This is a genomic window from Pseudomonas sp. UBA6323, assembly GCF_002439135.1.
GTDB lineage: Bacteria > Pseudomonadota > Gammaproteobacteria > Pseudomonadales > Pseudomonadaceae > Aquipseudomonas.
Window position 1 is genome coordinate 97,293 of the sequence record NZ_DJSX01000042.1, and the last position, 19,249, is coordinate 116,541.

General features: G+C 65.3%; 14 protein-coding genes. 5 read left to right on the forward strand and 9 right to left on the reverse strand.

What is annotated here, in order from left to right; translation table 11 throughout:
* Positions 1-125: 125 nt before the first annotated feature.
* The 5 genes from B3P22_RS09990 to pap form a co-directional block, all read right to left on the reverse strand.
* Entirely contained in the window at positions 126-1,016 is an 891-nt protein-coding gene (locus B3P22_RS09990) for a LysR substrate-binding domain-containing protein (RefSeq protein ID WP_296270861.1), read from the reverse strand.
* Positions 1,013-1,936, reverse strand: coding sequence for a LysR family transcriptional regulator (locus tag B3P22_RS09995; RefSeq protein ID WP_296270862.1), 924 nt, complete (start codon positions 1,934-1,936; stop codon positions 1,013-1,015). The genes B3P22_RS09990 and B3P22_RS09995 overlap by 4 nt, the downstream gene beginning before the upstream one ends.
* A gap of 43 nt (positions 1,937-1,979) precedes the next feature.
* Positions 1,980-2,600 carry a LysE family translocator gene (locus B3P22_RS10000; protein ID WP_296270863.1) on the reverse strand — a complete coding sequence of 207 codons (621 nt, stop codon included), beginning with the start codon at positions 2,598-2,600 and terminating at the stop codon, positions 1,980-1,982.
* A gap of 149 nt (positions 2,601-2,749) precedes the next feature.
* Entirely contained in the window at positions 2,750-3,937 is a 1,188-nt protein-coding gene (locus B3P22_RS10005) for a thiolase family protein (RefSeq protein WP_296270864.1), read from the reverse strand.
* Between the two features lie 241 nt (positions 3,938-4,178).
* Positions 4,179-5,666 (reverse strand): polyphosphate:AMP phosphotransferase, encoded by a 1,488-nt coding sequence (gene pap, locus B3P22_RS10010; protein ID WP_296270865.1) that lies wholly within the window; start codon positions 5,664-5,666, stop codon positions 4,179-4,181.
* Positions 5,667-5,811: 145 nt separating this feature from the next.
* Between pap and mnmC the strand changes: the two genes are divergently transcribed.
* Positions 5,812-7,773: a bifunctional tRNA (5-methylaminomethyl-2-thiouridine)(34)-methyltransferase MnmD/FAD-dependent 5-carboxymethylaminomethyl-2-thiouridine(34) oxidoreductase MnmC gene (mnmC, locus tag B3P22_RS10015; protein ID WP_296270866.1), complete on the forward strand. Its 1,962-nt coding sequence runs from the start codon at positions 5,812-5,814 to the stop codon at positions 7,771-7,773.
* Between the two features lie 40 nt (positions 7,774-7,813).
* On the opposite strand, the gene B3P22_RS10020 is transcribed toward mnmC, so the two are convergent.
* Positions 7,814-8,707, reverse strand: coding sequence for a DMT family transporter (locus B3P22_RS10020; protein WP_275545822.1), 894 nt, complete (start codon positions 8,705-8,707; stop codon positions 7,814-7,816).
* Between the two features lie 148 nt (positions 8,708-8,855).
* Between B3P22_RS10020 and B3P22_RS10025 the strand changes: the two genes are divergently transcribed.
* The 4 genes from B3P22_RS10025 to B3P22_RS10040 all read left to right on the forward strand — a co-directional run bounded on the left by B3P22_RS10025 (position 8,856) and on the right by B3P22_RS10040 (position 14,105).
* Complete coding sequence (locus B3P22_RS10025) at positions 8,856-10,769, forward strand: DEAD/DEAH box helicase (protein ID WP_296270867.1); 1,914 nt, start codon at positions 8,856-8,858, stop codon at positions 10,767-10,769.
* Between the two features lie 20 nt (positions 10,770-10,789).
* Entirely contained in the window at positions 10,790-11,686 is an 897-nt protein-coding gene (locus B3P22_RS10030; protein ID WP_296270868.1) for a LysR family transcriptional regulator, read from the forward strand.
* Positions 11,687-11,792: 106 nt separating this feature from the next.
* A complete protein-coding gene (locus B3P22_RS10035; protein WP_275545825.1) occupies positions 11,793-12,908 on the forward strand; it encodes an alkene reductase in 1,116 nt (371 codons plus the stop codon).
* Between the two features lie 9 nt (positions 12,909-12,917).
* Positions 12,918-14,105 carry an MFS transporter gene (locus tag B3P22_RS10040; protein ID WP_296270869.1) on the forward strand — a complete coding sequence of 396 codons (1,188 nt, stop codon included), beginning with the start codon at positions 12,918-12,920 and terminating at the stop codon, positions 14,103-14,105.
* 347 nt (positions 14,106-14,452) lie between these two features.
* On the opposite strand, the gene B3P22_RS10045 is transcribed toward B3P22_RS10040, so the two are convergent.
* From B3P22_RS10045 to B3P22_RS10055, 3 genes are all read right to left on the reverse strand, one after another.
* Positions 14,453-14,983: a cytochrome b gene (locus B3P22_RS10045; RefSeq protein WP_197856159.1), complete on the reverse strand. Its 531-nt coding sequence runs from the start codon at positions 14,981-14,983 to the stop codon at positions 14,453-14,455.
* Positions 14,984-15,174: 191 nt separating this feature from the next.
* The gene (gene mdoH, locus B3P22_RS10050; protein WP_296270870.1) at positions 15,175-17,712 is read right to left on the reverse strand and encodes a glucans biosynthesis glucosyltransferase MdoH; all 2,538 of its coding nucleotides are present in this window, start codon (positions 17,710-17,712) and stop codon (positions 15,175-15,177) included.
* On the reverse strand, positions 17,705-19,240 hold the full coding sequence (locus B3P22_RS10055; protein ID WP_296270871.1) for a glucan biosynthesis protein G: 1,536 nt from the start codon (positions 19,238-19,240) through the stop codon (positions 17,705-17,707). The genes mdoH and B3P22_RS10055 overlap by 8 nt, the downstream gene beginning before the upstream one ends.
* Positions 19,241-19,249: the final 9 nt, after the last annotated feature.

Genomic DNA, 19,249 nt, shown 5'->3' on the forward strand with positions numbered 1-19,249 from the left:
CTTGAGAGGGGGTTGGTCTCCGCGAGATAACCGGGCTTCGCGACGATGGGGTCATGTTCGCCCCATCCAACCTGGAGAAGAATCCCCACTCAAGGCAATCCACTATTTCACTTTCTGCAATGACCTCAAACCTGAAAGGCTGGGTGGGTGCGCAGCCGCGGCACAGCGAAGTCGAGGAAACTGCGCACCCGCGCGGCAGCACGGCGCCCCTCGCGGTAATACAGCTGCACCGGCAAGGGCGGCGCGGCAAAATCCTCAAGCACGGCCAGCAGTTGCCCCGCCTGTAACTCATGATGGGCTTCGTAACTTAGGCAGCGAGTCAGCCCGAAACCCGCGAGCGCCGCACGAATGGCGGCCTGCGGCGTGCTGCAGGTCAGCCGTGGCGCGACCTTCACGGTTTCCTGCGCAAAGCGCCACTCACCCACGTGGCCGGTCGAGGAGGTGGCGATGGTGCGGTGCGCCGCGAGAGCGTCCGGGCTGGCCGGTCGGCCCCAGCGCTGCAGATAGACCGGTGCCGCGCAGATCAGCGGGCGCACCTGTCCCAGCGGTACGGCGAAACCGGACGAATTGGGCAGGTGCCCGACTACCACGGATAGGTCGATGCCCTCCTCCAGCAACCTCGGCAGTTCTTCGCGCGCCAGGGTCGCCAGGCTCACCTCGGGAAATGCCGCCAGATACTCGACGGCGATGGGCATCAGCACCTGGTGCGTCATCAACAGTGGCAGGGCCAGGGTCAACTGTCCGGCAGGGTTGGCGTGCAGGCCGGTCACGGAGCGCTCGGCCTCGTCCAGCCGTTGCAGAATGCGCTGGCAACTGTCGGCAAACGCCGCACCTGCCGGGCTCAGGCTCACGCCGCGAGGCCCTCGCAGCAGCAGGCTAGCGTCCAGGCGGCTTTCCAGCGCCGTCACGGTGCGCATCACCGTGGCCTGCGACAGCTGCAGCGCCCTGGCCGCTGCCGCCAGGCTGCCCGCCTGCGCCACGGCGAGGAACACCTGCATCTCGCGATGATGATTCATGCTGCCGGTGGAGCACCGGCAGCACGCAGCGCCGGGTCGGCACGAAAGCTCGCGGCGCACTGGTCGATGAAGGTGCGCACCTTGGCCGACACCTGCCGGCCGCCCTGGTGAATGATGTGCACCGGCAAGGCCGGCGGTTCGAAGGTTTCAAGCACCAGTTCGATCTCACCGCGTGCTACCGCATCGGCGACCTGGTAGGACAGCACGCGTGTATAGCCCCAGCCCAGGCGCGCGGCGCCGATTGCCGCCTGGTTGGAGCTGACGGTGAAACGTGGCGCAGGGGTGAAACCGAACCCGCCATCGGCGCCAACGAAGTTCCAGTGCGTCAGCAGACCGCTGGCACTGGACATGACGATGGGCGCATCGCGCAACTCATCCGGATGCTGCGGCCGACCTACCCGGTCGAGAAAGGCGGGCGATGCACACACCACCGGGCGAATCTGCCCGACCTGCAATGCCGGGTGATCGCCCTCGGGCAGCGAGCCGATGCGCACGGCAACGTCGATGCCCTCCTCCATCATGTTCACCACGCGATCGACAAGCAGCGCGTTGATTTCCACATCCGGGTAGGTATCGAGGTACTGGGCGATACGCGGGATCAGGAACAGTTCGCCGAACATCACTGGCGCCGTCACGGTGAGCCGCCCACGCGGCCGCACGCTGCCACCGGCGGCCAGTTCCTCAGCCTCCTCCAGCTCCAGCAGGATGCGTCGGCAATCCTCGACATAGCGCTGGCCGGCCTCGGTCAGGCGCAGGCTACGCGTGCTGCGCGCCAGCAACAGCGTGCCCAGGCGTGCCTCCAGCGCAGCAACGGCGCGGGTCACGCTGGGCGGTGAAATACCCAGCAGCTTGGCGCCGCCGGCGAAGCTCTCGGCTTCGGTGACCGCCAGCAGCACCTTCATTTCCTGAAACCGATCCATCGTCACCGCCTGAACACGAGAAGCCGATAACGCCGAAGCACACTCAGCGCCGGCTCAATGCCAGGCGCGCGGCAAACAGCATGAAGATCAGACCGGTGCTGCGATCCATCCACTTGATCACCGCTTCGCGCCGCAGCCAGTGACCGAGTGGCTGGGTAGCACCGATCAGCAGCAGCGCCCAGGCCAGGCTGAGCACCACGTGAATGCCCACCAAACCGAAGGTCCAGGCGATCAGGGGCTGCGCCTGCGGAATGAACTGCGGCAGGAATGAAACGTAGAAGATCCCCACCTTGGGGTTGAGCACATTGCCCAGCAGGCCACGCACGAACCAGTTGGCGCCAGGTTTGCCGCTGGCCTGTTGCGGCGCGAGCGAGGTACGCGGGCGCAGCAGCATGTTCAGCCCGAGCCAGGCCAGATAGGCCGCGCCGCAGTACTTGAGCAGGTTGTAACCGAACTCGGAAACTGCCAGCAGCGCGCCCAGGCCGAAGGCTACCGCCGCGCCCCAGATCAGGCAGCCGGCATTGATGCCCAGCGCTGCGCGAAACGCCTGCTGCCGGCCCTCGACCGCTGCGGTACGCAACACCAGCGCAGTGTCGATCCCCGGTGTCAGGGTCAGCAGCGTGGCGGCAAGGGTGAAGGCGATCAGGTTTTCGGCAAAGGGCATCGTCGGGCGCTCCGGTCGAAGGGCAGAGCGCGAGTATAAACAGCGCATCGCTGGCCGTCGTGGGGCCAGCGATCCCGTAGGGTGCACCATGCGCACCGCGGTGCGTTCGTGCGATGCGTGTTGCCAGTGGTGCGCGGCGCAGCCCAGGTTTAGCCGCGATAGGCCTCGAACAGCCCCGTGGCGCCCATGCCGCCACCGACGCACATGGTGACGATGCCGTAGCGCAGCTCGCGGCGCTGCAGTTCGCGCACCAGATGGCCGACTTGACGCGAGCCGGTCATGCCGAACGGGTGGCCGATAGAGATGGAGCCGCCATTGACGTTGTATTTTTCGTTGTCGATCTCGAGCTTGTCGCGGCAGTACAGGCACTGCGAGGCGAAGGCTTCGTTGAGTTCCCACAGGTCGATGTCGGCCACGTTCAGGCCCTTGGCCTTGAGCAGCTTGGGCACCGAGAACACCGGGCCGATGCCCATTTCGTCCGGCTCGCAACCGGCCACGGTGAAGCCGCGGAAATAGGCCTTGGGCTTGAGGCCCAGCTCCAGCGCCTTATCCAGGCTCATCACCAGGGTCATGGAGGCGCCGTCGGACAGCTGCGAGGCGTTGCCGGCCGTCACGCTGCCAGCCGGGTCGAACGCAGGCTGCAGCTTGGCCAGGGATTCGAGGGTGCTGTCCAGGCGGTTGCAGTCATCCGCCTCGACCACGCCGTCGACGATCTTCTTCTCGCCGGTGGCCTTGTCTTCCACCTGATACTTCACCGCCATCGGTACGATTTCGTCGGCGAACAGGCCCTCGGCCTGAGCCCGAGCGGTGCGCTGTTGGCTCTGCAGGGCATAGGCATCCTGGGCCTTGCGGCTGATGCCGTAGCGGTTGGCGACGATCTCGGCGGTCTTGCCCATGGGATAGTAGATGCCGGGGTTGTCCTGCTGCAGCAGCGGGTTGAACAGGTTGTCCATGTTCATGCTTTTCAGGGTCATGGTGATGGACTCGACGCCGCCGGCGACGATGATGTCGCTGCAGCCGGATGCCACCTGGTTGGCAGCGATGGCGATGGCCTGCAGGCCCGAGGAGCAGAAGCGGTTCAGCGTCATGCCCGCCACCGGATTGCCCAGGCGTGAGAGCACGGCGACGTTGCGGCCGATGTTCATGCCCTGCGCGCCCTCGTTGGAGCCGGCGCCGACGATGCAGTCATCGACCAGCTTCGGGTCGATGCCGTTGCGCGCCAGCAGCGCATCGACGCAGTGAGCGGCCATGTCGTCCGGCCGGGTCATATTGAACTTGCCACGGAAGGACTTGGCCAGGCCAGTCCGCACGCTATCGACGATCACCACTTCACGCATGACGTACCTCGTTGTTATTGGATGGCGAATGGCGTGAAGATAAATCCAGCTCATAGCTTGGCGCGACCATCATTGATCTGGCGTATACGAAGCGATCCGGAGCGCTATCCCGTCCTTACCGAACACCCTGCCCGTGTAGGAGCGAATTCATTCGCGATCTCGGTTGTGCATGTCACCCACGCTTTCGCGAATGAATTCGCTCCTACAGATCGGGGTCGCGGCTGAAGCCGCGATTAACGCTTCAATCCCTGGCGAACGCCGCCTCGATGGCCTCATTGATGGTGCGCAACACCTTGACCCGGGCGAAGCGCTTGTCATTGGCTTCGATCATCGTCCAGGGCGCGATCTCGGAGCTGGTGCGGTCGACCATATCGCCCACTGCATCGGCGTAGTCGTCCCACTTGTCGCGGTTGCGCCAGTCTTCTTCGGTGATCTTGAAGCGCTTGAACGGGATCTGCTCGCGCTCCTTGAAGCGCTCCAGCTGCGTCTGCTGGTCGATGGCCAGCCAGAACTTCACCAGAATCACCCCCGCGTTGGTCAACTGCTCCTCGAAATCGTTGATCTCGCCATAGGCGCGCAGCCAGTCGGCCTGACTGCAGAAGCTCTCGATCCGCTCCACCAGCACGCGGCCGTACCAGCTGCGGTCGAAGATGGTGAAATGCCCGCGCGCCGGAATGTGCCGCCAGAAGCGCCAGAGGTAGGGCTGGGCGCGCTCTTCTTCGGTCGGCGCCGCCACCGGCACGATGCGGTACTGGCGCGGGTCAAGCGCGCCGGTCACACGGCGGATGGCGCCGCCCTTGCCGGCGGCATCGTTGCCTTCGAACACGGCGATCAGCGCGTGCTTGCGCATGAGCTTGTCGCGCATCAGGCCGGATAGTCGCGCCTGCTCGGTGGCCAACTGCTCCTTGTACTCCTCCTTGCTCAGGGCCTGGGTCATGTCCAGGCTGGTCAGCAGCCCGCGGTTGTCCAGGCTGGAGGCCAGCGGCGCCGCATGCGGCTGCAGCTTCGAGCGCTGCGGATTGGCCAGGGCCGCCTGCAGGCCTTCGAGCAGAATGCGCCCGACGGTCAGGCTGCGGTAGTAGTGATCGACGCCCTCGACCACGTACCAGGGCGCGTAGTCGCGGCTGGTACGGCGCAGCACGCGCTCGCCGTGGCGCACGAACTTGTCATAGGTCTTCGATTGCTGCCAGTCCAGCGGGCTGATGCGCCAGCTGTGCAGCGGGTCGTCCTTGAGCGCTTCGAGGCGCGCCTTCATCTGCTGCTTGGACAGATGGAACCAGAACTTGAAGATCAGCGCGCCCTCGTCGCAAAGCATGCGCTCCAAGCGCTCGGCGCCGTCGATGGCCTGATCCAGCACGGCGTCCTTGAATTTGCCGTGTACCCGCCCCTGCAGCATCTGGCTGTACCAGTTGCCGAAGAATACGCCCATGCGCCCTTTCGGCGGCAGCTGTCGCCAGTAGCGCCAGGCCGGTGGCCGCGCCAGTTCCTCGTCGGTCTGCAGATCGAAGGTGCTGACCTGGATCAGCCGCGGGTCCATCCACTCGTTGAGCAGCTTCACCGTCTCGCCCTTGCCGGCACCCTCGACCCCGTTGATCAGTACGATCACCGGGAAGCGCGCCTGTTGCTTGAGCTCGTACTGCGCCTCCAGCAACGCCTCGCGCAGCGCCGGCTCTTCGGCGTCGAACGTGGCCTTGTCGATACTGCGGCCGATTTCGGCGGATTCGAACATGCAGAAAACCTCCCTGGAATGATCGTTAAAGCGTAATGGATCGGCCGCGACTTTGCCTGGCGGCAGCTCGCCACGGTTTGACCTGCGCCGGGTAAACCGCGTGCACAGCGGTTAGAATCGCCGCCTGTTTTATCGGGATGCAATCATGTCCGACGTCCACAACGCCCAACTCGACTGGGACGAACACGGCCAGCCACTGTCGCGCAGCTATGGCGACGTGTACTTCTCCCGCGCCAACGGCCTGGAGGAAACCCGTCACGTTTTCCTCGCTCACAACCAGATCATCGAACGCTGCCAGGCGCTGCCGGCCGGCGGGCGTTTGGTGATCGGCGAAACCGGCTTCGGTACCGGGCTCAACTTCCTGTGCGCCTTGCAGGCCTTTGCCGAGCATGCCCCGAGTGACGCGCGGCTGCATTTCGTCAGCGTGGAGAAATTCCCGCTGGCCCTGGCGGATCTGCAACGCGCCCTGGCTCTGTGGCCGGAGCTTGCGCCCTACGCCGAGCAACTGCTGGCGCAGTACCGCGCCATCCACCCTGGTTTCCAGCGCCTGGTGCTCGATGGCGGCCGCGTGGTGCTGACGCTGATGATCGGCGATGTGCTCGAATGCCTGCCGCAACTCGATGCCAAGGTCGATGCCTGGTTCCTCGACGGTTTCGCCCCGGCGAAGAACCCGGAGATGTGGACGGACGCCCTGTTCACGGAACTGGCAAGACTGTCGGCACCCGGTGCCACGCTGGCCACCTTCACCAGTGCCGGTTTCGTCCGACGCGGGCTGATCGCTGCAGGTTTTGCCGTACTGCGGGTCAAGGGCTTCGGCCACAAGCGCGAGATGCTGGCCGGCCCCTTCCAGCCGCAGCAGATGCAGCACACGGCGCCCTGGTTCTCGCGCCCGACGCAGACAGCCGACGCACGCCACGCGGTGGTGATCGGCGCCGGCCTGGCCGGTTGCGCCACCGCCGCTAGCCTGGCCGCACGCGGCTGGCGCGTCAGCCTGCTGGAGCGCCATGACGATGTCGCCCGCGAGGCTTCAGGCAACCCCCAGGGCGTGCTCTACCTGAAACTGTCGGCCCACGGCACCGCGCTGTCGCGGCTGATCGTCGCCGGTTTTGGCCATACCCGCCGCGTGCTCGAACGCCTGCAGCGCGGCGTCGATTGGGATGCCTGCGGCGTGCTGCAGCTGGCCTTCGACGCCAAGGAAGCCGAGCGCCAAGCCAAACTGGCCGCGGCCTTCCCGAATGACCTGCTGCATGCACTGACGAAGGATGAAGCCGAGCAACACGCCGGCATCGGCCTGCCAGCCGGTGGTCTGTTCTACCCGGATGCCGGCTGGGTGCACCCGCCCGCGCTGTGCCGGCAACTGGTGCAACATCCGTTGATCGAGCTGCGTCCCTATCAGGAGGCACTGAGCCTGAGTCGGCAGGATGATCGCTGGTGCGTCGACGGGCAGAACGGCGTACTGGCCGAGGCGCCCGTGCTGGTATTGGCCTGCGCCGCCGAGATTGGCCGCTTGCTGCCGGAGGCTAACCTGCCGCTGAAGCGTATTCGCGGGCAGATCAGCCGCCTCCCGGCCAGCGAAGCTAGTAGCAAGCTACGCACGGTGGTCTGCGCCGAAGGTTACGTTGCACCACCGCGCGGCGGCGAACACACCCTAGGCGCGAGCTTCGACTTCCATAGCGATGATCTGGAGCCCAGCGTGGCCGAGCACGCCGGCAACCTCGAGCTGCTGCGGGAGATTTCTCTCGATCTGGCCGAGCGGCTCGATACGCAATCGCTCGACCCAACAATGCTGCAAGGCCGCGCGGCGTTTCGCTGCACCAGTCCGGACTACCTGCCGCTGGTAGGCCCGCTGGCCGAGCAGCAGGCCTTCAACGAGGCCTACGCCGTACTAGCCAAGGACGCCCGCCAGGTGCCGGAAACACCCTGCCCCTGGCTGGATGGCCTGTACATCAACAGCGGCCATGGCTCGCGCGGTTTGATCACCGCGCCGCTGTCGGGCGAGCTGATCGCCGCCTGGCTGGAGGACGAGCCGCTGCCGGCGCCACGCGACGTTGCCGAGGCCAGCCACCCCAATCGCTTTATGCTGCGCAAGCTGATTCGCGGAAGCTGATCGACGGTGCGCGCGACGCACTCTTCCGGGTTGACCGCGCTTAGGCCCTGGCCTCGGTAAGCACTGGTTTGGGCTTGCGAAACACCAGCACGTTACCCAGCATCACCAGACCCAGGCCAAGCAGCGCAGGAGCCGTCCACTGGTAACCCTCGGCAAATACCGAGATGTTCAGTGCCACCACCGGGAACAATACAGTGCAGTAGGCGGCGCGCTCAGGGCCCATGCGCCCGACTAGGGTCAGGTAGGCGGTAAAGCCGATCACCGAGCCTGGAATTGCCAGGTACAGCAGCGAGCCGACATAGCGCGCGTTCCATTCGAAGGCGAACGGCGTGCCGCTGACCAGGCAGATGCCCACCAGCATCAGCGCGCCATAGAGCATGCCCCAGGCATTGGTGGTCAGCGGCTTGAGCCCGGCCTTCTGCTGCAGGCTGGAGAGCATGTTGCCGGCCGAGAAGAACAGCGTGCCGCACAGCGCCAGGCCGATGCCCAGCAGGCTTTCGCGGCTGGTTTCATGCCCGGCCAGCTCTGGCCAGAACAGCAAGCCAAGACCGGCCAGCCCCAGCCCGCCACCGAGCAGCACATTGGCAGCGATGCGCTGCTTGAAGAACAGCCGCGCATTGATCGCATTCCACAAGGTAGCGGTGGAGAAGATCACCGCAATCAGGCCGCTGGGTATCCATTGGCTGGCGGTGTAGAAGCACAGAAAGTTGAGGCAGAACAGACACAGCCCCTGCAGCAGGCAGATGCCCTGGCCACGGCGATCCAAAGGCTGCAGGCGGCCGCTGAACCAGAGCATGGCGAACAGCACGGCCGAAGCCAATGCGAAGCGATAGGCGATGGAGGCGGCTACGGCCACCTCGCCCATCTGCAGTTTGATGGCGATCCAGGTGGTGCCCCAGATCAGTACGGTAAGCAGGTAAAGCGACAGGTTCATGGCATCCTCCGAAAACTGAGGCCAGTCTGAAACCCGTACGCACCGAGCGCTTGCACAAAGTTGCGCATTTATCGAAGCGCCACCCTTGTCTGCCATCGCGCCCCAGGGCTTATCATTCCGCTTTTGCCAGCCAGGTCATCACCGCCGCATGCTTTCCGCCGTCGCGCGCTACAAACAACTGCTGTCCAGCGCCCTCGCCCGCTACTTCCCCCGCACCACCGCCTACCTGCGCGCCGAGCGCGAAGCTGCGCAGCCGCGCAAGCCCGTACGCAAACAGAGCAAGAAGAAGTCCACCACCAACAAGAAAGCCGGCGCTCGCAAGGCCGCCAGCGGCAAGCCGGGCCCCGCCGGTATCTACCCCGCCACCCGGCTGAAGATCGAAGATGCGCAGGTGCAGGCGATGCGCGAGCGCGTGGCCGAGGCGGTAAGCGCCGGGCTGATCGGCGCACCGTCGGAGGAGCAGTGGGCGATGATCCTCTGCCGCGCACCGCTGGCGCGCATCTTCGCTGGCGCCGGCTCGGGCAAGTCGAGCACCCTGGTGCTGCGCGTGGTGTTTCTGCTCTGCCATCTGGACATCGAGCCGAAACGCCTGACGGTAATCTCCTTCACCAACGCCTCCTGCCACGAGCTGCGCGAGCGCCTGCAACGCCTGCTCGACTTCTGGCACTACCCACACGATGCGCGCCAGTGCGTACGCTCCTTCCACGCCGCCATGGCGACGCTGGCCAAGGAAAGCCTGGGCAACCCGCGCTGGTTCGAGCAACTGGACGAGCCCGGCGACGAACCGGACAACCCGCTCGCAGGCACACGCCTGCGCCCCGCGCAGCAGCGCCTGCTCAAGCAGGCCTACCAGAACGCCTATGCGGACGACGCGCGCTTTCGCACCCTGACCCACCGCCTGCTCAAGCTGCCAGCGCCCGAGGAGCCGCCACAGGGCAAGGCCAAGGCACCGCTGGATGCCTGCAAGCTGCCCGGTGAATTCGCCGCCTTGCCGCTGTTCGAGCTGCTGCACGGGCAGATCGATTTCGCCGAGAGCCTGGGCATTCGCCTCGACCGCCTGGACGTGAAAGCGCTGGGCTGCGCCACGCGCGAGCGCGATTTCATCGAGGCCATGCAGTGTTTCCACCAGCACTTCAGCGCCCTGCTGCACAGCCAGGGGCTGATCAGCTTCAACGGCGCGTTCGCGCAGTTGAGCGAGCGCCTGAGCAGCGACGGCGGCAAATCCGGCCCCGCCCTGCTCGCCCTGAGCCACCTGCTGATCGACGAATTCCAGGACATCTCGCCGCAGATCGTGCTGTGGTTGCAGGCCGTGCATCGTCGCCTGCACGCCGCGGGCGAGCGTATCAGCCTGATGGCCATCGGCGACGACTGGCAATCGATCTACGGCTGGCGCGGCAGCTCGCCGGAGCTGTTCATCGATTTCGACCGGCACTTCCCCAGCCGCGGACGCGGCAAGAGCACTACTCTGCTGCTGGGCACCAACTACCGCAGCATTGAGCCGGTGATCCGCGATGGCGAAAAAGTGCTGGCCGAAGTGCACAACAAGCAGGCCAAGACCTGCGTCGCGGCCAGGGCAATGCAGCCGGGCGACCACGGCGTCAAGCTGATCCAGCGCTTCGACCTGGCCAACGGCCTGCCGCGCCTGCTCGAAGAAATCCGCGCGCAATGCGCCCATGTCGCCAGCCGCTCCGGCGCCGATCGCACCGCCGTGCTGCTGCTCAGCCGGCGCAACGAGCCGCTGCAGCAGGTGCGCGCGCAACTGGACAAGGCGCTGCCGGTCAAGGCCCTGACTATCCACCGCGCCAAGGGCCTGCAGGCCGAGGTGGCGATCATCCTCGACGACTGCCTGCCGGTGGACAAACACCCGCTGCGCAACGCCCTGTACGCCCAGAGCGGTTTCTTCGCCGGCAGCTACGACCAGGCCATGCAGGACGAAACCCGGCGTCTGGCCTACGTGGCCATCACCCGCGGCGTAAGCCGGGTGCTGTGGTACACGCGCAAGGCCCAGGGCGCCACGCAGTGCTTGGCAGCGAGCCGGCCAATCGCGCAAGCTTCAGGCTGATCGGTACTTCGGGCATTCCCATGGACAAACTGCTGGCTCTGCGCACCTTCGTTGCCACCGTTCGCTGCGGCGGTTTTTCCGCCGCGGCGCGGCAACTGGGGCTGGCCACCTCGTCGGTGACCCGCGCAGTCAACGCCTTGGAACAGGAGCTGGGCTGCGTGCTGCTCAACCGCAACACGCGGCAGATCAGCGTCAGCGAGGCCGGGCGAGACTACTTCGAGCGCGCCCTGGCCATCCTCGATGCGCTGGACGAAGCCGACGCTGCCGTGGCCGATAGCGGCGGCGATGTGCGCGGTCGGCTGGCCGTAAGCGTGCCGGTAGAGTTCGCCCGTCGACTGATCGCACCGCGCCTGGGCGAATTGCTCGAACGACACCCGCAACTGGAACTGACCCTGCGCGTGACCGACGAGGTGGTCGACCTGCTCAGCCAGCGCATTGACGTTGCCGTACGCCTGGGCTCGTCGATCACCAGCGACGATGTGGTCAGCCAGCGGGTCGGCAGCTTTCGCCGCTGGCTGGTGGCGAGCCCGCAATACCTCGCGCGCACGCCTGCCATCGAGCATCCCGAGGCGCTGCAGACCCATGCCTGCCTGCAGTTCGATTACGGCCAACCGACCCGCTACTGGCGCTTCGAGCAGGACGGCGAACTGCTTCAGGTTCCGGTAACCGGCCGCCTGCTGAGCAACAACGCCGACATCTTGCGCCAGGCGGCGCTGGCCGGTCAGGGCGTGGCCCTGCTGGCCGACTGGCTGGTGCGCGAAGACGTCGCCAGCGGCCAGCTGCTGCGTCTGCTGCCCGAGCACGAGGTCGCCACAGGCCCACACGACGGTGCCATCCACCTGCTGTACCTGCCCAACCATCGCGGCTCTATACGCATCGCCGCGTTCACGGCGTTTCTGCAAACGGTACTGGAGTGACTCATTGCGCAACGCGCAATACAGCGTTGCCGGCGCGCTGGATTATCCTTACTCCGCTCTGTCCCTAACCTTGAGTCTCCAGGCCAAACCACCACGGAGACTTCAGATGGCCCCTTCCTTGTTCGATCCCGTCAGCCTCGGCGACCTGCAACTACCCCACCGGGTGGTGATGGCGCCGCTGACCCGCTCACGTGCCGAGCAACCCGGCAACGTACCGGGCGCGCTGAATGCCGAGTATTACCGCCAACGCGCCAGCGCCTCGCTGATCATCAGCGAAGCCACGCAGATATCCCGCCAAGGCCAGGGCTATGCCTGGACGCCAGGCATCCACAGCCGTGAGCAGATCGAAGGCTGGCGCCTGGTCAGCGACGCCGTGCATCAGGCCGGCGGACGCATGTTTCTGCAGCTGTGGCATGTCGGCCGCGTTTCCCACCCGAGCCTGCAACCCGGCGGTCGTCTGCCAGTAGCCCCAAGCGCCATGCCGGTGCCCGGCCAGACCTTTATCGAAGACGATAGCGGCCAGGGTGTGTGGAGCGACATTCCCGTTCCACACGAGCTGAGCGTCGATGAGATCTGCAACATAGTCGCCGACTACCGCCAGGCCGCGCGCAACGCCCTGGAAGCGGGAATGGACGGGGTGGAAATACATGCCGGCAACGGCTACCTGCTCGATCAGTTCATCAATTCCAACAGCAACCAGCGCCGCGACGGCTACGGCCAGAGTATCGGCAACCGCGCGCGCTTCCTGCTCGAGGTGGTCAAAGCGGTGTGCGAGGAAATCGGCGAGCAGAAAGTGGCCGTAAGGCTGACGCCCATGGGCCGCTTCATGGGCATGGGCGACGACACCCCGGCAGCCACCTTCGGCTACATCGTCAGCGAACTGAACCGCTGGCGCCTGGCCTATCTGCATCTGGTGGAACCGGCGATTGTCGGCACCCAGCTCGATGAAGACAGCGATCCAGCCTGGGATCGCATCATCCGTCAGCTGCGACGCAGCTGGAACGGCGTGCTGATACTGGCTGGCGGCTACGACCTGCACAGCGCACGTCGCGCGCTGGCGGAAGGTCGCGCCGATCTGATCGCCTTCGGCCGGTTGTTCATTGCCAATCCGGATCTGCCACAACGCCTGCGTCAGCAAAGCCGCCTGAATGCGCCGGACAGCAGCAGCTTCTTCGGCGGTGGCGCTGCCGGCTATACCGACTATCCCGCCCTGAACGCCTGAGAAATCATCATGACCAGTCAGACTACGTCGCTCACCCGAGAATCCCCCGCCCTGTCACAGGCGCTGGTGCTGCTGTTCGCCCTGTGCTGTGGCGCCATCGTCGCCAACCTCTACTACGCCCAACCTATCATCGAGCTGATCGCCCCGGATGTCGGTCTCAACGCCGAACGCGCCAGCCTGATCGTCTCGCTGACGCAGATTGGCTATGCCCTGGGTCTGTTGTTTCTGGTGCCACTGGCCGACCTCATGGAAAGCCGCCGGCTGATGCTGATCACCACTGTCGCTGCCCTGCTCTGCCTGGCGGCCGCAGCGTTCGCCACGCAACCGGATCTGTTCCTCGCCCTGGCACTGCTGATCGGCCTCAGCTCGGTCTCGGTGCAGATGCTGATTCCCCTGGCTGCCAACCTGGCACCGGAAGCCAGTCGTGGTCGTGTGGTGGGCAATATCATGAGCGGCCTGCTGCTCGGCATCCTGCTGGCGCGGCCGCTGGCCAGCGTGGTGGCCGGCGAGTTCGGCTGGCGTGCGGTGTACCTGATGGCGGCAGGCCTGATGCTGGTGATCGTGGCCGTGATAGCCACCACCATTCCGCGCCACGCCCCCAGCCACAAAGCAAGCTACGGGCAACTGCTGGCCTCGCTCGTGCATCTGCTGCGCCGCTATCCAACGCTGCGTCGTCGCGCGCTTTATCAGGGCTTGATGTTCGCCAGTTTCAGCCTGTTCTGGACGGTAGCGCCGCTGGAGCTGGCACGCCACCTGGGTATGAGCCAGCAGGATATCGCCCTGTTCGCCCTCGCCGGCGCCATCGGCGCGGTCGCAGCGCCCATCGCCGGGCGGCTCGCCGACGCCGGCCATACCTGGCGCGCCAGCCTGGTGGCGCTGGTCCTGGCGCCGCTGGCCTTCGCACCCAATCTGCTCAGCGCCGGGCTGGGCTGGATCGGACTGGTCGCCACCGCCATCGTGCTGGATTTCGCCGTACAGATGAGCATGGTGCTGGGCCAGCGCACCATCTACGCCCTGGAGCCGCAAAGCCGCGCACGGCTCAATGCGCTGTACATGACCAGCATCTTCGTGGGCGGTGCCATCGGTTCGGCGCTGGCCAGCCCGGTCTACGAACGTTTCGGCTGGTCGGGCACGGCACTGCTGGCCGCCGGGCTGCCGCTGCTGGCCCTGCTGATATTCGTTGGCAAAGAGGAGTGAGGAGATTCGCGACGCAAGAAACGCAGGCAATAAGGAAATCGCTGGGAACGCTTTTGGAGTCGCTTGCAACGGCCCGCAGGGTTGCCGCCAGGGCCGGTTTTTGCTCCTGCAAAACCGGCATTTCCGCCATCCCTTGCGGTCAAATCGCAGGCAACAAAAAACCCGCCTAAGCGGGTTTCCTCCCAACCATCCGACATCCTGTCGGTAGCCATCTTGGCCTGGTCATCTTCCTTGATCCTCAGCGCTCCGTCGCTGCAGGGGATATGTGTAGATTAGAGATCGCCCCGAACCGGCAACAGTGGAGGTTGCCGCTTAGGCGTGTAAGCCTTTTGCCATAGCCAGCCGCTTCAGCGACCGATCATCCGCGCCAGCACGTCCTCGCCACCCTGGCGGCGATGGATGAAGGCCATGGCCGCGTGGCCGATTACCATGAACAGCAACAGCCAGCCCAGGTTGCCGTGCAGCAGGCTGGCCGGCGCGATCATCCATTCGACCTTGCCATCGAAACCCGGCATGACGCTCATGCCGAACGCCACGAACTCACGGCCCGAGCCGTACTGGCGCAGCAGCGCAATGAAGGGAATGACGAACAGCAACCCGTACAGCGCCAGATGGCCGAGGCTCGCCAGGGTGCTGACCGCCGCCGGCCGGCGGTTGCGGCTGTACAGTGCCCAGAACAGGCGGATCACCACCAGCACCATGAGCACCAGGCCCGTGGCCTTGTGCGTGCCCCAGGCGAACGCATCCAGTGCGCTGTCTTCCAGCAGCGCGTGGGCCAGCACGGTAACGAACTGCCACCCCAGCAATACGGCCATGCCCCAATGCAGCAGGCGGGTAACGGCGCCATAGCGCTGCGCGGAATCATGCAGATTCGACATCGTGGTTCCTCTCCAATGTCATCGATGAAAACGGTATTCAGGTTCGGCAGCCAAACGCTGCGGTCCGAGCAAAGACCCGATCCAGACGCAATGGTGCCGTGCTGCCGGGCTCGGGTGCACCTGTAGATGTTAGCGGGTATGTCAGAAAGGCATCACGACACGCCCCCGTCAGGCAGGGGCGTGTCGAATGATCAGGCGTCGCGCAGCGCTTCGCGCCAGGCGTGGTGTTGCGGCTCTTGCCAGATGCGCGCATGCAGGCGCGCCATGCCGTCGGGATCGTTGAGCAGGCGCCAGCGGGTCGCCTCGACCTTGCCTTGCGGCCCGGCGTTGAGGATTTCATCGATACGCTCGTCGCGCAGCGCTTCGGCGGCAGGCACCACCTTGGCATGGCGGGCACGCGCCATGGCGCAGACCAGGGCGTTGTACAGCGGATCGACCACGGCGCGGAGGAAGCCCCGATGCAGCGCACGCGAGCTGTTCAGCTGCTCGTACTCGGCGGTGTTGCTCAGCTCCACCGGCACCTTGTGTTCTTCCGGAATTAGGAACAGCTTGCTGCGCCGCGTTGCCAGGCCCGGTGTCGTGCGGCTGGTCAGCACCGAGACCGCCGGCGACAGCACCAGCGACACGACGATGGGCGCCAGCCACCAGAGGAAGTCCGGGTTGAGCCAGGCCACCAGGGCCGTCCAGCTGATACCGATCAGCACCTGGGTACCGTGACGGCGGAAGGCTTCGCTCCAGGGCGTGGAGTCATCCACGCGCTGCGGCGAGTTCCACTGCACCGACCAACCGAGGAAGGCGGCGGTGACGAACAGGCTGTGGAACAGCATGCGTACCGGCGCCAGCAACACCGAGCAGGACGCCTCCAGCAACATCGACAGCAGCACGCGCGTGCGACCGCCATAGGCCTCGGCGCCCTTGATCCAGATCAGCAGCACGCTGAGCAGCTTGGGCAGGAACAGCAGCGTCATGGTCGCCGAGAACAGGGCGATGGCCTCGTGCGGCTGCCAACGTGGCCACAACGGATAGAGCTGGTTGGGCTGCAGGAAGTACTCCGGCACCATCAGCGTGTGGATCGCCAGCAGACAGGTCGACAGCACCAGGAACAGCAGCCACAACGGCGCCGACAGGTAGGACATGACGCCGGTGAGGAACACCACGCGATGCACTGCGTGCATGCCGCGCACCAGGAACAGGCGGAAGTTCATCAGGTTGCCGTGGCACCAGCGGCGATCGCGCTTGAGCTCGTCGAGCAGGTTCGGCGGCAGCTCCTCGTAGCTGCCCGGCAGGTCGTAGGCGATCCATACACCCCAGCCGGCGCGGCGCATCAGCGCGGCCTCGACGAAGTCGTGAGAAAGGATCGCACCGGCGAAGGAGCCGGTACCCGGCAACGGGGCCAGGGCACAGTGCTCGATGAAGGGTTTGACGCGGATGATCGCGTTGTGACCCCAGTAGTGCGACTCACCCAGTTGCCAGAAGTTGAGGCCGGCGGTGAACAGCGGCCCATACACGCTGGTGGCGAACTGCTGCAGACGTGCGTACAGGGTGTCCATGCCCGACGCCTTGGGCGCGGTCTGGATGATGCCGGCGCCGGGGTTGGCCTCCATCAGGCGCACCAGGCTGGTCAGGCAATCACCGCTCATCACGCTGTCGGCATCGAGCACCACCATATAGCGGTAGTTGCTGCCCCAACGCCGGCAGAAGTCGTCGATGTTGCCGCTCTTGCGTTTCACCCGGCGGCGGCGACGGCGATAGAAGATATGGCCGAAGCCTTCCACTTCGCGGCACAGCTCCATCCAGGCCTGCTGTTCGGCCACGCAGATATCCGGATCGTTGCTGTCGCTGAGAATGAAGAAGTCGAAATGTTCGAGTTGTCCGGTAGCCTTGAGCGACTCGAAGGTCGCGCGCAGACCGGCGAACACGCGCGGTACGTGCTCGTTGGCGATCGGCATGACCAGTGCAGTTCGGGCGTTTGGCGAAATCGGCTCGTTGCCGCAGCTGGTGGCCGAGATGCTGTAGCGATCACGCCCCTTGAGCAGCTGGAAGAAGCCCATCAGCGCGGTCCAGAAGCCCATCGACACCCAGCAGAACAGCAGGGCGAACAGCGCCAGGATGCTGGTTTGCACCACGTACGGCAGGATCTGCCGCGCCGATTCGCGCAGCGGCTGCTCGAACACCAGGCCCAGATCGACCAGCGACCAGCCCTGATAGGGCAGCACCGACTTCATGTACCAGGTGGCGACCACGGTCTGCGTGATCATCAATACCAGCAGGGCGGCACGGCGTACCGCGGCGACATGCCGCCAGCGTTCCTCGGCGAAGTCCTCGCTTTCGCGCGTACGCGGTCGAGGCGCCGACTTCTCGCCCTTCAGGCGGCGCCAGCCGCGCTGCAGGATATTGGTCTGCCAAGGCTCCGGCACCATGCGCGTGCGCTTGATCGGCGGCGTCGAATCGATGGTCGGGCGACCCTGGTGATCCTGCACGATGCGACAGCCGCGCTCCAGTGCATCCGGCCAGCCCAGTGCCAGACGGGCCGGCACCGAGTCGAGCATTTCGCGGGTTTCTTCCTGGGGCTCGGCTGCTGCCTGGTCCTCGTGCAGGGCACGGTGCAACGTGGCGAGATCGCCGCCCTCCTCCTCCACGCGATGGGCCAAAGCCTGCTGCCGCTCGTGATCGAGCGGCAGTTCATCCAGGTAATCCTGGATCTGTGTTGCGTCTAGGCTGTTATTCATGGGAAGGCAGCTGATAGCTCCAGGTTTCCGACACAGGCTTGCCGTCCTCGACCAGCGCGGCACGCATCTCCACCGGCTGCGCCGGGTTCTTCACCTTGACCCGCAGCATCAGGCGCCAGCCCTTGCTCACCGGGTTGTAACGCAGGCTGTCTTCCAGCAGCTCGGCATTGTCATCGACGCTGACCTGCACCTGCGGCGCGGCATCGGGCGAACGCTTGGCCAGTTCCTCACCGATGAAGTCGACCACCAGCGCAGTACTGCCATCGGCCTGACGAATCAGGTTGGCCTGCTTGATGTCGCCCTCGGACAGACGGGTCTGGCTGACCATCGCCAGTTGCGGATCGTGCAGCTTGGCATCGTCACGGCTGAAGTGTAGGCGATAGGCCACATCCAGCGACTCACCCGGTGCCGGCAGCTTCTCCGGGCGCCACAAAGCAACGATGTTGTCGTTGGTTTCGTCCGGGGTGGGAATCTCCACCAGTTCAACATGGCCAGCGCCCCAGTCACCGACGGTTTCCACCCAGCCGCTCGGGCGCAGCTCATAGCGGTCGTCGAGATCCTGATACTGGTTGAAGTTGCGGCCACGCTGCATCAGACCGAAACCGCGCGGGTTGTCGATGCGATAGCTGCTGACGTTGAGACGCTGCGGGTTGTTCAGCGGGCGCCAGATCCACTCGCCATTGCCGGCGGCAATGGCCAGGCCGTCGGAGTCGTGCAACTGCGGACGGTAGTTAGGACGCGGCCAGGGCTGGTTGGCGCCGAACAGGTACATGCTGGTTAGCGGCGCGATGCCAAGCTTCTCGACGTTCTCGCGCAGGTAGACCTTCGATTGCACGTCGAGCACGCTGTCGCGGCCCGGCTTGATCTCCATGCGATAGGCACCGGTGGCGCGCGGCGAGTCGAGCAATGCGTAGATCACCAGGCTGCGGCGATCCGGTTGCGGCTTCTCGATCCAGAACTCGGTGAAACGCGGGAATTCCTCGCCGGACGGCAGCGCGGTGTCGATGGCCAGCCCGCGTGCGGAGAGGCCGAACACCTGGCCCTTGCCGACGATGCGGAAGTAGCTGGCACCGAGCACGCTCATCACTTCGTCGTGGCGGCCGCCGGTGTTGATCTCGTTGATCACCTTGAAGCCGGCAAAGCCCAGGTCCTTGAGGTCATCCGGGTTCAGTTCGAGATCGCCGAAGTCGAACATCGACGGGTCGTACTTGATCTCCTGGGTACCTTCGGCGGTCACTTCATTGATTTTCACCGGCAGGTCGAAGTGCATGCCCTGATGGAAGAAGTACAGCTGGAACGGCAGCTTGTCGTCGCGCCAGTGCGCCTTGTCTTCAACGAAGCGAACCTTCTGGTAATCGGCGAAAGGCAGTTGGCGCAGCGCAGCCGGCAAACGGCTTTGCGGGGCACTATAGCGCTCGGCGGCAAGCTCCTTGGCCTTGACGGCCACATCATCCAGCTCGAAGGCCCAGCTCTGGGCAGCGAACAGCAGAGGGAGCACACAGAGGGCCAGCTTGGCGGCCTTGCCCATACGGGCTCC